The sequence below is a fragment of the Streptococcus sp. 27098_8_82 genome (genome assembly GCF_041431615.1).
GTDB classification, from domain to species: Bacteria; Bacillota; Bacilli; order Lactobacillales; family Streptococcaceae; genus Streptococcus; species Streptococcus sanguinis_K.
In genome coordinates this window covers 416,517-431,391 of the sequence record NZ_JAPVYB010000002.1, presented here as the reverse complement: position 1 = coordinate 431,391, position 14,875 = coordinate 416,517, and the positions used below count along the sequence as shown (strand labels likewise).

Below are 14,875 nucleotides of genomic sequence, written 5' to 3'. Positions count from 1 at the left end.
CCTAAGCCTTGTAAGGCAAGGAAGAAGCCAATCAAAAACCCTGAGATAACAGTATCTCAGGGTTTTTCTATACTTTTATTTCTTCCAGCTTTCGACTTCTTTCTGGTGGTTTTTGATCCACTCTTTGGCTGCTGCTTCTGGTGAGCTGCCTTCGTTAATCTTAAGCATGACTTCTTCCATGTCCTTTTGAGTCCAGTTGAAGTTATCCAGGACCTTGTTGACTTCTGGTAAGTCCTTGTCTAGATTTTTTCGAGTCATAGTGTGGATAGCTTCCTTGCCGCCCATGGTTCCCTTAGGATCCTTGAGGTATTTGAGGTCGTATTTGGAGAACATCCAGTGTGGTGACCAACCAGTTACGATGATATCTTCTTTATTCTTAATAGCTTGATCCAGAGCAGTGGTCATGGCTCCTGTTGAGGAAGAAGAAAGATTCCAGCCACTGAGATTGCTGTATTCTTGCATAGTCTTCTCAGTGGCGGTCATGATACCAGCGCCGGGCTCAATACCTGTGATAGTTTTCTTGGCTTGGTCTGACAGGTCTTCGATAGAATCAGCGTCCATATAGCTTGGTACGACTAGCCCTGTCTTAACGCCCTCAAGGTTTGGCCCCAAGTCTACTAGTTTGTCCTTGTACTCTTCATAGAGAGCAGCGTGGGTGGTCGGCAACCAGGCAGAAACCATGGCATCTGCTTCGCTATTAGCAACGGACTTCCACATAACGGCATTGTCTAGCGGTGTAATGGTGACATCGTAGCCCATTTCCTTGAGGGCTTCCGCTACGACATTGGTTGAGGCAACTTCGGAGTCCCATTCAACATAGGCAAGGTTGACCTTTTCTTTTTTGCTTTGCTGAAGCTTGGTTACTTGATTTCCGACAAAGGCTGTCAGGAAGACAGCAGCTAGAGCAGACCAGAGCATAACCTTGTTACGTTTTTCCTTAGTAGTGACTGGTGATTTTTTAGCCAGAGGTTGGTTGAGCTTCTGAGTCAGGCGGTCAATGATAATGGCCAGGATAACCAGAGATACCCCATTGACAAATCCGGAACCGATGTCGGCATGCTGCAGGGCAGAGAGAACGCCGCGGCCCAGTCCTGGCGCCCCAATCATAGAGGCAGTAACGACCATAGACAGAGCTAACATGATGGTCTGATTAACCCCAGCTAGGATGGTATTTTTAGCCAGAGGCAGCTCAACTTTGAAGAGCTTCTGCTTGCCAGTGCCCCCGAAGGAGTCTGACGCTTCAATCAGCTCAGTCGGAATCTGACGAATGGCTAGATTGGTAAAGCGGACAGTCGGTGGCAGGGCAAAGATGACAGAGGCAAAGACCCCAGGCACCATACCGATACCGAAGAAGGCCACGGCCGGTATCAGGTAGACAAAGGCCGGCATAGTCTGCATAAAGTCCAGCAAGGGCTTGATAACTGCTTCGACGCGGTTGCTCTTAGCCATCCAAATCCCCAGTGGAATACCGATGATAATGGAAATGGCACTGGAGACGATAACCAAGGTCACAGTGTTCATAAGATTTTCCCATAGGCCTTGGTTGTAAACAAAGAGCAAGCCTAGGAAGGTGAGCAGGGGCAGCCCCAGCTTACGCTTGGAAATCAAATAGGTAAAAATAGTGATGACTGCGATAAAGAGCAGGGGCGGAATGAAGAGCAGGGTGTCTGTCATCCCATTCATGATGGCATTTCCGATAGCCTGAAGGACCGAGAAAAGCCCGGAGAAGGTATCTGTTACCCAGTTAGTAAAGGACTCAACCCATTGAGAAACGGGGATTGGCTGTTGTAAAATATTCAAAATGCGAACCTCCCTTATTCTTCAGATTCAGTAGTATTGGCCAAGGCTTCGATGACTCGGCCTTTGATAATAACGCCGACTAACTTGTCCTTATCATCTACAACGGCCAGAGGCGCTGGTGAATCGTAAATCAGCGGGAAAATATCAGTAATCAGAGTTTCCTGAGTAACCTTGCGTACGTTCTTATCAATCACTTCAGCCAGTGCTTGATGCTGTTTACGGGCGTCGCGGGCAGCTTCGGCAGTCAGACTGCCCTTGAGATGCCGCTTCCTATCCACAGCCAGCAGCATACTGACCTCTTCTTTTTTCATCCGATTAAGAGCCACGGTTGGTCCGTCAATGTCAATGTTAGTAGTCAGTGGCGTTGTCATGATATTCTGGGCAGTCAAGACCTTGGAGCGGTCCACATCTTCAACGAACTCTCGAACGAAGTCGTTGGCTGGATTGGTCAGGATTTCCTCACCGGTGCCAATCTGCATAATCTGACCGTCAGCCATAATGGCAATACGGTCACCGATACGCAGGGCCTCATTGAGATCGTGCGTGATAAAGATAATGGTACGCTCATGCTCTGCCTGCAGATCCAGCAGCTCATCCTGCATTTCACGGCGGATAAGGGGGTCTAAAGCTGAGAAGGCCTCGTCCATAAGCAGAATATCAGGATTATTGGCCAAAGCTCGAGCCAGACCAACCCGCTGCTGCATCCCACCAGAGAGCTGATCGGGGTATTGGTCCTTGAAGGACAGGAGACCGGCATTATCCAGAGCTTGTTCAGCTAGGCGCGTGCGCTCTTCCTTATCAACACCTCGAACTTCCAGACCGAACTCAGTATTTTCCAGAATGGTCCGATGCGGGAAGAGTCCAAAGTTCTGGAAGACCATATTGAGCTTGTGGCGGCGAACGTCACGCAGCTCCTCTTCGTTCATCTTGGCTACATCTTGGCCGTCGATGTAAATGTCGCCTGATGTTGGGTCAATCAATCGGTTGAGCAGGCGGATAAGGGTAGACTTCCCACTACCGGACAGTCCCATGATGACAAAAATTTCTCCGGTCTGAACCTCAAAGTTTACATCGTAAACTCCGACAGTAGCACCGGTTTTTTCTAAAATTTCCGTCTTGCTTTTGGCTTGCTGCACCATTTCTAGTGCCTGCTTTTGCCTTTTTCCGAAAATTTTAGTCAAATGTTTTACTTCTAGTTTATTCAACGTATTTCTCCTTTTGCACAAGTGACTACATGTTTGTTTTGATAAGTTGTCACTTAAAAGACCATCACAGTATAACATCGTGTGGTCACTTTGTCAAACCCAAAAGACCGTCAGACCGGCCTTTTTCGGCTATTATAAAAAAGGGGAGTGATTTTTTGAAATATTTTTGAAAGTCGTAAAAACCTTGTCAGACAGCGGATTTGCCTGTCTATTCTGTTTTTTGACAAAGAAAAAACAAGTGCTGTTTCACTTGTTTGTTTCAATTTCATTAAAAAATAAATTATGCATCAAACCGACCGATAATTCGTTGCCAACAAAGTAGATGGTATTGCCGGCTTCCAGCTTGGTGTAAGGACCAGGCGAGATTAGGAGTTGGTCTCCCTGCTGGACTGCGACAATGGTAGCGCCAGTCGAGTGCCAGATATTGAGCTCATTGATAGATTTTCCTAGGTTAATGGCGTCTGCTGAGAGCTGGAGCTCGTAGGGATTGAAAGGAAAGCGCTGCTGGACATCTTTAGTTCGGCTGAGAAGCTGATTAAGCAACTGGGAAAAGTTGGCAAATTCTTCCTCTTGGCGCTGGATGCTCTGGTGGAGCTTGCTTTTGAGATCCTGCAGAGAGTTGACATCTTTATAGGTCTCAAGAAACTGCTGAGCTTTTTCCTTGGAGGAGATGAAAGCTCCACTACCATGACGGACTTCCATGATTTCCAGATCTACCAGCACATTGATAGCCTTGCGGGCTGTCTCAGGGGAGACATTGAAGTTGCTGGCTAAGGTAGAGCGAGCATAGATCTTGCTGCCGATAGGATATTTGCCGTCAACGATTCGCTCGGCAATGGCGACGGCAATCTGCTGGTAGCGTGGGAATGCGACTTCTTTTTTGCTCATGAGGACCTCCAATTTTACGACAGGAATATAGCTATGATTATAATATAAAACTGGAAGATTGAAAAGTGGCCTTTGTAAAATCGACCGTCTTATCCGCCTCTTCTTGCCTTTCTTTTTACTTTTTTAAGTAGTATAATATGTCTAAAAGTTAGAGGTCTTCTGGAAAAGGAACAGTAAAAACCAGATGATAAAGATAGAAATGGATAAAAAGATGACTGTAAAGATGGTAGCGACAGACATGGATGGAACCTTACTGGACGGACAGGGACAGCTGGATTTGCCGCGTCTGGCTACTATTTTAGATGAGCTGGAGAAGAGAGACATTCGCTTTGTGGTGGCTACTGGTAATGAAATTCCACGAATGCGTCTGCTATTGGGAGATTTGGTAGAACGAATGGCCTTGGTAGTCGCCAACGGAGCTCGGATTTTTGAAAAGAACCAGCTAAGCATGAGTAGCTTCTGGGAACCTGGATTGATTAGGGATGCGCTGGCTTACTTTGCTGGGCGTGAAAAGGAGCTTCAGCTGGTTGTGACTTCTGAAAGAGGTGGCTTTGTCCAAGAGGGGACAGAGTTTCCCTTGATTGAAAAAGTCATGACCAAGGAAATGGCCCAGTTTTTCCACAAGCGGATGAACTTTGTGCCTAGCCTACAGGATTATCCCTTTGACAAGGTCTTGAAAATGAGTATGATGGTAGAAGAGGCTGCAGCAGCAGAGCATGCTCGTCTGATTAATCAGCATTTTGCAGGCCGATTGAGCGCGGTTGCTAGTGGTTATGGAGCCATTGACATCCTCCAAGATGGGATGCACAAGGCATGGGGCTTGCAGCAACTGATGGCTAAGTGGCAGATTCAAAGCTCGGAAATCATGGCTTTTGGCGATAGTGAAAATGATATAGAAATGCTTGAATTAGCTGGTATTTCTTACGCTATGGAGAATGGGGATGAGCGGGTCAAAAAGGTAGCAGATTACCTAGCACCGGCCAATACAGAAGCCGGTGTTCTACAGGTGATTGAGCAATACTTAGAAGAGGAAAAAGAATAATGGCAGTACAATTATTAGAAGAATGGCTTCTCAAGGAGCAGGCAAAATTGCAGCAAAACTACAGAGAACTCAATCAACTCTCCGTCAAGGAGCCAGACATCATCTTTATCGGAGACTCCATTGTGGAATACTATCCTCTCTATGAGCTCCTGCAGACGGATAAAAGACTGGTCAACCGTGGCATTCGGGGCTATAAGACTGATTTGCTTTTAGACAATCTAGATGCCCATCTTTTTGGGCAGGCTCTGGATAAGGTCTTTATCTTGATAGGTACCAATGACATTGGCAAGGAGATGCCTCAGACAGAAACGCTAGCTAATTTAGAAGCCGTTATTCAGGAGATTTCTCGTGACTATCCTCTGGCTCAGATCCAATTACTGTCGGTCCTGCCGGTCAATGAAGCTCCAGCCTACAAGAGCACGGTCTATGTCCGCAGCAATGAAAAGATTCTGGCCCTTAATCAGGCCTATCGCCAGCTGGCCAGCGCCTACATGAATGTCCAGTTTATCGATCTCTACGATGCTTTTCTGGACGAGGAAGGCCAGCTGCGCCCAGACTACACAACTGACGGCCTCCATCTGACCATTGCTGGCTATGCAGCCCTGTCCAAGGCTTTGCAGGAGACGTTATAGAGATAAAAATAGGGAGCGAAAAAAGCCCAACCAGACAAATCTTCAAAGGAAGATTTTTTTTAAAAACTTTTGGTTGACAAATGTAAATCTTAGAGATAAAATAGTATCATAAGATTTACAAATGTAGATTTTGAAAGGAGAAGCTATGCAAATTTCCAATGCGGAATGGCGCATCATGAAGATTATCTGGATGGAAGGCAAGCAGACCAGCACGGATTTGATCGCCGTCTTGTCCGAGCGCTTTGACTGGTCGAAGTCGACGGTCAAGACTCTCTTGACCCGCTTGGTGGAGAAAGGATGTTTGACTAGAGAAAAATCAGGCAAAGCCTTTGTTTACTCGGCTTTGTTGAAGCAGGACCAGAGTTTAGACTTGGTCGTTGAGGATGTGAAAGACAAGGTTTGCTCCAAAAGGATTGTCCAGGTGCTTGAAAACTTGATTCAGGAGAGTGACTTTACGCTTGCAGATCTTAATCAGCTGCAGCAGGTCCTGGAAGAAAAGAAAGCAGAGGCTGTCGAAACAGTCCCTTGCAATTGTATGTAATAGAAAGAAGGAAATTCCATGTTTGGATTGTTGATTAGTATTGTTTGTTTACTTGTGGTTGCTTTTATTGCTTGGTGGTTCTTTGCAGAGCATGAAAAGGTAAGCGGCCACGCTCGTCAGAAATCAGGTTATCAAGAAATTGAAGTCGAAGTCATGGGGGGCTATTCGCCTGAAACCATTGTCCTGAAAAAGAATGTTCCAGCCCGGATCATCTTTAATCGCAAGGATCCATCTTCATGTCTGGCTCAAGTGATCTTTCCAGATTTTGGCGTTCATGAAGATTTGCCTTTAGGTGAAAAACATGTCATTGAAATTACGCCAGAAAAAGCGGGCGAATATGGGTATTCATGTGGAATGAACATGATGCATGGTCACATGATTGTGGAATAAAGGAGTAGGTATGGTAGAAAAACAAAAAGCAGTTGTGGAAAACGGAGTGCAAAAGATCCGTATTACAGCAGAAAAAGGCTATAGTCCAAAGGAATTTCAACTTCAAAAAGGGATCCCTGCTGAAATCACCTTTCATCGGGTCAATCCTTCCGGCTGTTACAAGGAAATTTTGTTTGAAGATCAGGGGATTTTAGAGCCTTTGGAAGTCGGTGTGGATAAGGTGATATCCTTTACTCCGACAGAAACAGGGGACTTCGAGTTTTCATGTGGAATGAAGATGCAAAAGGGTTCCTACACGGTTGTGGAAAAACGCCGTCGTGTCTTAAGTTTACGGGGTCGCTTTTGGATTACTAGTATCTTTACTCTTCCCTTATTGATCTTGATGATCGGGATGATGGCAGGATTTGTATCCCATCCAGTCAGTCGCTGGGGGACTTTTCTAGCGACAACGCCGATCATGTTGGTAGCAGGAGTTCCTTTTATCAAGAGTGCCTGGGCCTCATTTAAGAAGCACCATTCCAATATGGATACCTTGGTAGCTCTTGGAACCCTGGTAGCCTATGTCTATAGTGTATTTGCCCTTTTTACTGGTCAGCCAGTATACTTTGAGGCTGCGGGTTTTATCATCTTCTTTGTCCTCTTAGGGCAAATCTTTGAAGAACGGATGCGTAACAATGCCTCCGAGGCTGTGGAAAAGTTGTTGGATTTGCAGGCAAAAACGGCTCAAGTTCTCCGTGATGGGAACTATGTCGAGGTGGCGGCAGAAGATATCCAAATTGATGACTTGATTCGGGTCCGTCCTGGGGAAAAGATCGCGGTTGATGGGACGATTGTAGAAGGAAGTACGACCATTGATGAGTCGATGGTGACAGGTGAAAGCTTGCCTGTGGAAAAATCAGTTGGTGATGCAGTTATCGGCTCCACTATCAACAGCAATGGGACCATTCTCTTTAAGGCTGAAAAAGTCGGTAGTGAGACCCTCTTATCTCAAATTGTGGACTTTGTCAAAATGGCCCAATCCAGTCGTGCTCCTATTCAAGATTTGACGGATAAGATTTCAGGTATCTTTGTTCCAGTGGTGACGATTTTGGCCATTGCGACTTTCTGGGTTTGGTCCGTGCTTTTGGGCGCGTCGCTTCAAGAGGCCATGCTCTATGCAGTCTCTGTCCTCATTATTGCCTGTCCTTGTGCCCTTGGTTTAGCAACCCCAACAGCCCTGATGGTCGGAACCGGCCGTAGTGCCAAGATGGGCGTTCTGATTAAAAATGGAACAGTTCTTCAAGAAGTGCAAAAGATTCAAACCGTTGTGTTTGATAAGACAGGGACTATTACCATTGGCCAACCACTTGTAACCGATGTTGTAGGAGATGAAGCGCGTGTCTTGACACTGGCTGCTAGTCTTGAAACTTTTTCAGAACATCCACTAGCCCAAGCGGTGTTATCCCAAGCAGAAGAAAAAGGTTTGGTGTTATCCCCTGTGGAAAACTTCCAAGCGATTGAAGGAAAAGGGGTCCAAGGTCAGATCGACCAGCAGTTGGTGACCTTGGGAAATGGCAAACTTCATGACGGGACAGCGATGGATCCGGAGCTTGAAAAACGGATGGTAGAGTTGCAAGAGCAGGCCAAAACAGTGATCAGTTTGTCTGTGGATGGGCAAGTGATTGGCTTGATTGCCATTCAAGATGCTCCGAAGGCCAGCTCAAAAGAAGCGATCAAAAAGCTCAAAGAACGGGGCTTGAAAACGGTCATGTTAACGGGGGATAATGAACGGGTGGCACAAGCTATTGCTAAGCAAGTGGGAATTGACACCGTCATTGCTGATGTCCTTCCTCAAGAAAAAGCTAGCGCCATCCAAAAACTGCAAGAAGCTAGCAAGGTCGCCTTTGTTGGAGATGGGATCAATGATGCTCCAGCTCTCTCGATCGCGGATGTGGGGATCGCTATGGGATCTGGAACGGATATTGCGATCGAGTCCGGTGGCATCGTGCTCACGCAAAATGATTTACTTGGCGTTGTGCGCGCCTTTGACATGAGTCAAAAGACCTTCCGCAGGATCTTACTCAATCTCTTCTGGGCCTCTATCTACAATATCCTTGGGATTCCAATTGCTGCTGGAGTCTTTGCAGGACTGGGATTGACCCTCAATCCAGAACTAGCAGGTCTTGCCATGGCCTTAAGTTCTGTGTCTGTTTTGACTAGCTCGCTGCTTCTCAATGTTGCGAAAATTGATTAAATGAAATAAAAAGAGAGTGGGGCAGAAATCGGTAATTCGTTAGAATTCGATTTCGTCGTCTCACCTCCGCACAGTTGAGTAGGGCTGTAAAAGCTAATGAAATCAATGTAGTAGAGCCCACTCAACCACTGCGTCTTGCTCGACAATCCAAAAACAATTAAGAGGCTAGGACTTTTGTCCCAGTCTCTTTTTGTTCGATTTCCTACAGCTACAAGTCTTAGAGGTGCATGCAAATTATAATAAAATATCCTATTCTACTATAGTTTGTGAAATTTTCTCAAAAAGAGCATCTGTCATGTAATAGGGATTGAGCATCTCTGAGCATATTCTTATACAAGAGCGAAAAAACATGATAAATTGGTAGAGTAAAGTTTCTTGAAGCGTTTTCATTCATAAATGGAAATGTTTTCAACAACTGAAAATTTATTTTATTGAAGGGGAGTTATTATTATGACTCAAGGAAAAATTACTGCATCTGCAGCAATGCTCAACGTATTGAAAACATGGGGCGTAGACACTATCTACGGTATCCCATCAGGAACACTCAGCTCATTGATGGATGCTTTGGCTGAAGACAAAGATATCCGCTTCTTGCAAGTTCGCCACGAAGAAACAGGTGCTCTTGCAGCGGTCATGCAAGCTAAATTCGGCGGCTCAATCGGGGTTGCAGTTGGTTCAGGTGGTCCAGGTGCGACTCACTTGATTAACGGTGTTTACGATGCAGCTATGGATAATACTCCATTCCTTGCTATCCTTGGATCACGTCCAGTCAACGAACTCAACATGGATGCCTTCCAAGAGCTCAACCAAAACCCAATGTACAACGGTATCGCTGTATACAACAAACGTGTAGCTTACGCTGAGCAATTGCCAAAAGTAATCGACGAAGCTTGCCGTGCTGCTGTTTCTAAAAAAGGGCCAGCTGTTGTTGAAATCCCTGTAAACTTCGGTTTCCAAGAAATCGACGAAAACTCATACTACGGTTCAGGTTCATACGAACGTTCATTCATCGCTCCTGCCTTGAACGAAGTTGAAATCGACAAAGCAGTTGAAATCTTGAACAATGCTGAACGTCCAGTTATCTATGCTGGTTACGGTGGTGTCAAAGCTGGTGAAGTGATTACTGAATTGTCACGTAAAATCAAAGCACCAATCATCACAACTGGTAAAAACTTTGAAGCATTTGAATGGAACTATGAAGGTTTGACAGGTTCTGCTTACCGTGTTGGTTGGAAACCAGCCAACGAAGTGGTCTTCGAAGCAGACACCGTTCTTTTCCTTGGCTCAAACTTCCCATTTGCTGAAGTTTACGAAGCATTCAAGAACACTGAAAAATTCATCCAAGTTGATATCGACCCTTACAAACTTGGTAAACGTCATGCCCTTGACGCTTCAATCCTTGGTGATGCAGGTCAAGCAGCGAAAGCAATCCTTGACAAAGTGAACCCAGTTGAGTCTACTCCATGGTGGCGTGCAAACGTTAAGAATAACCAAAACTGGCGCGATTACATGAACAAACTCGAAGGTAAAACTGAGGGTGAGTTGCAATTGTACCAAGTATACAACGCAGTTAACAAATACGCTGATCAAGACGCTATCTACTCAATTGACGTAGGTAACACTACTCAAACATCTACTCGTCACCTTCACATGACACCTAAGAACATGTGGCGTACATCTCCGCTCTTTGCGACAATGGGTATTGCCCTTCCTGGTGGTATCGCTGCTAAGAAAGACAATCCAGATCGCCAAGTATGGAACATCATGGGTGACGGTGCATTCAACATGTGCTACCCAGACGTGATCACAAACGTTCAATACGACCTTCCAGTTATCAACCTTGTCTTCTCAAATGCTGAGTACGGCTTCATCAAGAACAAATACGAAGATACCAACAAACACTTGTTTGGTGTAGACTTCACAAACGCTGATTACGCGAAAATTGCCGAAGCACAAGGTGCCGTTGGATTTACAGTTGACCGTATCGAAGACATCGACGCAGTCGTTGCAGAAGCTGTTAAATTGAACAAAGAAGGCAAGACAGTTGTCATCGATGCCCGCATCACGCAACACCGTCCGCTTCCAGTAGAAGTACTTGAACTCGATCCAAAACTTCACTCAGAAGAAGCAATCAAAGCCTTCAAGGAAAAATACGAAGCAGAAGAACTCGTACCATTCCGCTTCTTCTTGGAAGAAGAAGGGTTGCAATCACGCGCAATTAAATAATCCTCTCATCGAAAATCAAATGTAAACTGTGTCATCTTCACCTTGCCGTACTCCAGTACTGGCTGCGGTTCGATGTCTTGTTTATTCTTTGATTTTCTTAGAGTCGAACTTGAAAAGATCGGAGCAATCTGGTCTTTTTCTGGAGAATAGTCAATGAATTTAAATCAATTAGATATTATCGTTTTAGATGTTTCCCAAGTCTGTGCTGACTTGGAGCGTATTTTGGATAAAAAGGCAGACTATGTTGACGACAGTTTTGCTCAGTTCACGATTGGCAGTCACTGCCTCATGTTGTCACAAAATCATCTGATTCCTTTGGAAAATTTTCAGTCAGGAATCATTCTTCACATCGAGGTTGAGGATGTAGACCAGAATTACCAACGATTGAAAGAGCTTGGTGCCGAGATTTTACACGGCCCAGCTGTAACTGATTGGGGAACGGAGTCCCTGCTAGTTAAAGGCCCTGCTGGTCTAGTGATTGATTTTTATCGAATGAAATAGGTCTGTTTAACATAGAAAAAACGCATAAAATCAACTGATTACAAAAGTGTTGATTTTATGCGTTTTTATGTGAACTATTATTATATTTCGGCTAGAAATTGAGTTTTTTCTAACTTCTTGCTCTATATCAGCAGGTTTATTTAACTTCCCCGCCTTCAACAACTAGGTCGTCAGCCTTAGCAGCTTCGCCGTATGTTGGGTGGAGAGTTTCTTCATAGGCCTTGTGGAAGAAGTTTTCTTTGCCAAGTTTCTTGATTTCGTCGTTGATGTAGTTGAGCAGCTCGGTATTGCCTTTCTGCACAGCTGGGGCAATGGTGTCTGGATCACCTAGCGAAGTGATGCCGACTTCAAAGCCTTTGTTTTCCAGCGCCCAGGCAAGGACTTCAGTATTGTCTGTAGAAAAGGCATCGCCGCGGCCGTCCAGCAGGGCTTGGTAAGCATCGCTGTATTGATCATACTTTTGCAGCTTGATATTCGGGTAGTTCTTTTCAAAGTAGGTTTCAGCCGTGGTTCCCTTGGTGATGATTAGGGTCTTACCTTCCAACTGCTCAGGCTTGGTGATAACTGAGCCTTTTGGTGATACGACTCCGAGAGATACTTTCATATAGGGCAGGGCGAAGTCAACTTGTTTTTTCCGCTCGTCTGTGACAGTGAAGTTGGCTAGGGTAATATCGACCTTGTTGGAGATTAAGTATTCAGCCCTATTGGCAGCATCTACAGGCACATACTCTGGCTTAACCCCTAAATCTTTGGCTAGTTGGTCGCCCAGATAAATGTCATAGCCTTGATATTTGCCGTTGTTATCTACATAGCCGAACGGTTTCTTGTCACTGAAAACCGCGATACGAAGCTTACCGCTCTTTTTAATTTCCTCAAGGCTGCGGGCCTTGACCGTTTTGCTGGAAGCTGCGTCTTTGTTACCAGCATCTTTCTTGCTGGAACTGCCGCAAGCGACAAGGAAGAAAGCCAGAGTAAGGGTTGTTAAAGCAAAGATTGTTTTAGATAATTTCATAAGAGACTCCTTTATAAGATATGAGAATGTGAAGAAAACACAGAGATACCAAAGAGCAGCCACATCAGTGGTGGGGTAGGCATAACTGTCAGCCTAGATGGCTGAAGTCAAAGACATTGAGAAATTCCTGGGCTCGCTGGGTTTTGGGTTGGCTGAAGAACTGCTGGGCGGTATTTTCCTCGAGGATACCACCTTGGTCCATGAAGATGATCCGATCGGCAATGGCGCGGGCGAACTGCATTTCGTGGGTCACAATCAGCATGGTCCGGCCTTCCTCAGCCAGGTCATTAATGAGTTCTAGCACTTCGCGGACCATCTCGGGATCCAGCGAAGCAGTCACCTCATCAAAAAGGATGATTTCTGGGTGCATGAGGAGCGAACGGACGATTGCCACCCGCTGCTTTTGGCCGCCAGACAGTTGGCGAGCAAAACTGTGCTTTTTATCCGCCAGGCCGACTCGTTCCAGCAGGCTTTCAGCTTCCTTGATGACCTCATCCTTCTTGCGCCCTTGAGCCTTTATGGGACCAAGAATCAGATTTTGCAGGACATCCAGATGGGGGAAGAGCTCATAGCTTTGAAAGACCATGCCGATCTTCTGACGAACGAGATGGAAGTCCTTTTTCTGACTGAGGATGGATTGGCCGTCTAGCAAAATATCGCCAGACTGGATGCTTTCAAGGCCGTTGATACAGCGAAGCAGGGTCGACTTGCCGCAGCCAGATGATCCTAGGATGACCACGACCTCTCCTTTTTGGACAGAGAGGGACAGGCCTTTAAGGATGGCATTGCTACCGAAAGACTTGCGAATGTCCTGTAATTCTAAAATGATTTCCGACATGGTGTCCGTTACTCCTTCCAGATTGTTTCCAAATAAGAGGACAGCTTAGAAATAGGAAAGCAGACTGCGAAGTAAAGCAGCAGAATGCAGCCATAAATCCAAAAAGCAGCAGAAGGGATAGACAGACGATTGCTGTCAATGATCTGCTGGCCGACCTTGACAACCTCAATGACTCCGATAAGGACGATGAGTGAGGTTGTCTTAATCATCCGCGTGATTAGATTAATCGCCTGCGGCAAAAGCCGTCGCAGTACCTGCGGGATGATAATATAGACATATAGCTGGCGCTGCGACAGTCCCAATGCCTGACCGCTCTCAAACTGATGCTTGGGCAGGGAAGTAATGGCACCTCGTACCAAGTCTCCCATTTCTGCTGTTCCCCAAAGAGAGAAGACGATGATGGCTGAAAGCTCACCAGAGATATTGATGTTGAAGTTTCTGGCTAGGCCAAAGTAAACCAGCAAGAGCAGAACCAGTTGAGGCATGACGCGGATAAACTCTAGATAGGCTCTGGACAGAAAGCGCACGACTTTTGAGTGTGAGGTCATGATGATGCCAAAAATAGTTCCCAAGATAAGGGAGATGATGACCGAGAGGATAGAAATACCAATGGTAACGCCCAGCCCCTGTAAGATACGTAAGAAATTATTCCCCTGAAAGAGAACTTGAATGCCCGAATCCTGCACGCCGCAGCCTCCTTTCTATCCAGCTAAAGCCAAGTGAAATTGGCAGCAAAATAATCAGATAAGCAATGACCAACATGAGCAGAGCTGTATCTGTCTCGTAGTAAAGGCCAATCAAGTCCTTAGCTACAAACATTAGGTCTGCCAAGGCAACAGCTGAAAATACTGAGGTTTCCTTGATTAAAAAGATGACATTGGCACTAAAGGAAGGCAGGGCAATAGCTGCAGCCTGAGGCAGGATGACATAGTAGAAGACTTGTACTGGTCGTAGGCCGATAGAGAGTCCGACTTCCCTCTGCGTTTGGCTGACTGCTTCTAGGCCGCTTCGGAAAGACTCAGCCATATAGGAACCACCCAGAAAGATTAGCCCAATCGTCGCACAAGCCTCAGAGGATAGAACGAGTCCAACACGAGGCAAGCCAAAGTAGAGAAAGAAAAGCTGCAGCAACAGTGGCGTATTGCGGGAAAACTCGATATAGGCGGTTGCTAGCGGCTTCAAAACTGGAATCTTGTAAAAGCGAATCAGACTGACTAAGAATCCGACAGCAATTGATCCCAAAATTCCCCAAAAGGCTATGAACATGGTTAAAAGAAAGGCCTCTTGATAGAGGGGATAGTAATCACTGACGACGTCCCAGTTCACGGCTCTCACTCCTTAAACACTTGATGTTCCTAGTTTAGCATAGATAACAGACCTTTAGTAATATGTATTTTTTATCGCACTGATAAGGAAAATCTATCACTGGTCTGAAGAGAAATGCCAGATTGGGAATTTGTTATTTCAGTTGTGAGCTCGATTAAACCAAGGTGGTTATAAAAAATTGCGCTTTGATTTTGGATGAGTATAAAAAGGCTAAAAATCCCTGACCTATGGTATAATAGGA

14 protein-coding genes are annotated in these 14,875 nt (G+C 45.6%); 7 read left to right on the top strand and 7 right to left on the bottom strand.

Going from position 1 to position 14,875, the window contains the following annotated elements; translation table 11 throughout:
* Nucleotides 1–75 precede the first annotated feature (75 nt).
* The 3 genes from O3627_RS05415 to O3627_RS05405 form a co-directional block, all read right to left on the bottom strand.
* The gene (locus tag O3627_RS05415; protein ID WP_002903342.1) at nucleotides 76–1,800 is read right to left on the bottom strand and encodes an ABC transporter permease/substrate binding protein; all 1,725 of its coding nucleotides are present in this window, start codon (nucleotides 1,798–1,800) and stop codon (nucleotides 76–78) included.
* Between the two features lie 14 nt (nucleotides 1,801–1,814).
* The gene (locus O3627_RS05410) at nucleotides 1,815–3,005 is read right to left on the bottom strand and encodes a glycine betaine/L-proline ABC transporter ATP-binding protein (protein ID WP_002898349.1); all 1,191 of its coding nucleotides are present in this window, start codon (nucleotides 3,003–3,005) and stop codon (nucleotides 1,815–1,817) included.
* A gap of 246 nt (nucleotides 3,006–3,251) precedes the next feature.
* Nucleotides 3,252–3,893: a GntR family transcriptional regulator gene (locus O3627_RS05405; RefSeq protein WP_002896558.1), complete on the bottom strand. Its 642-nt coding sequence runs from the start codon at nucleotides 3,891–3,893 to the stop codon at nucleotides 3,252–3,254.
* 184 nt (nucleotides 3,894–4,077) lie between these two features.
* On the opposite strand from O3627_RS05405, the gene O3627_RS05400 reads away from it, so the two are divergent.
* From O3627_RS05400 to O3627_RS05370, 7 genes are all read left to right on the top strand, one after another.
* Entirely contained in the window at nucleotides 4,078–4,935 is an 858-nt protein-coding gene (locus O3627_RS05400) for a Cof-type HAD-IIB family hydrolase (protein WP_048772291.1), read from the top strand.
* Complete coding sequence (locus O3627_RS05395) at nucleotides 4,935–5,567, top strand: SGNH/GDSL hydrolase family protein (protein WP_048772294.1); 633 nt, start codon at nucleotides 4,935–4,937, stop codon at nucleotides 5,565–5,567. The genes O3627_RS05400 and O3627_RS05395 overlap by 1 nt, the downstream gene beginning before the upstream one ends.
* Nucleotides 5,568–5,712: 145 nt before the next feature.
* Nucleotides 5,713–6,108, top strand: coding sequence for a CopY/TcrY family copper transport repressor (locus O3627_RS05390; protein ID WP_002903337.1), 396 nt, complete (start codon nucleotides 5,713–5,715; stop codon nucleotides 6,106–6,108).
* Nucleotides 6,109–6,126: 18 nt separating this feature from the next.
* Entirely contained in the window at nucleotides 6,127–6,498 is a 372-nt protein-coding gene (locus O3627_RS05385) for a cupredoxin domain-containing protein (protein ID WP_002901455.1), read from the top strand.
* 10 nt (nucleotides 6,499–6,508) lie between these two features.
* Entirely contained in the window at nucleotides 6,509–8,731 is a 2,223-nt protein-coding gene (locus O3627_RS05380) for a heavy metal translocating P-type ATPase (RefSeq protein WP_032907162.1), read from the top strand.
* Nucleotides 8,732–9,181: 450 nt separating this feature from the next.
* Entirely contained in the window at nucleotides 9,182–10,957 is a 1,776-nt protein-coding gene (spxB, locus tag O3627_RS05375; protein WP_048772305.1) for a pyruvate oxidase, read from the top strand.
* A 153-nt stretch (nucleotides 10,958–11,110) separates the two neighbouring features.
* The gene (locus O3627_RS05370) at nucleotides 11,111–11,458 is read left to right on the top strand and encodes a VOC family protein (protein WP_048772307.1); all 348 of its coding nucleotides are present in this window, start codon (nucleotides 11,111–11,113) and stop codon (nucleotides 11,456–11,458) included.
* Nucleotides 11,459–11,594: 136 nt separating this feature from the next.
* Here the strand turns inward: O3627_RS05370 and O3627_RS05365 are convergent, their stop codons facing one another.
* The 4 genes from O3627_RS05365 to O3627_RS05350 form a co-directional block, all read right to left on the bottom strand.
* Nucleotides 11,595–12,470: a cysteine ABC transporter substrate-binding protein gene (locus O3627_RS05365; RefSeq protein WP_002901451.1), complete on the bottom strand. Its 876-nt coding sequence runs from the start codon at nucleotides 12,468–12,470 to the stop codon at nucleotides 11,595–11,597.
* Nucleotides 12,471–12,558: 88 nt separating this feature from the next.
* Nucleotides 12,559–13,308, bottom strand: coding sequence for an amino acid ABC transporter ATP-binding protein (locus tag O3627_RS05360; protein ID WP_048772312.1), 750 nt, complete (start codon nucleotides 13,306–13,308; stop codon nucleotides 12,559–12,561).
* A gap of 8 nt (nucleotides 13,309–13,316) precedes the next feature.
* A complete protein-coding gene (locus tag O3627_RS05355) occupies nucleotides 13,317–13,994 on the bottom strand; it encodes an amino acid ABC transporter permease (protein WP_048772315.1) in 678 nt (225 codons plus the stop codon).
* A complete protein-coding gene (locus O3627_RS05350; RefSeq protein WP_002910633.1) occupies nucleotides 13,954–14,634 on the bottom strand; it encodes an amino acid ABC transporter permease in 681 nt (226 codons plus the stop codon). The genes O3627_RS05355 and O3627_RS05350 overlap by 41 nt, the downstream gene beginning before the upstream one ends.
* Nucleotides 14,635–14,875: the final 241 nt, after the last annotated feature.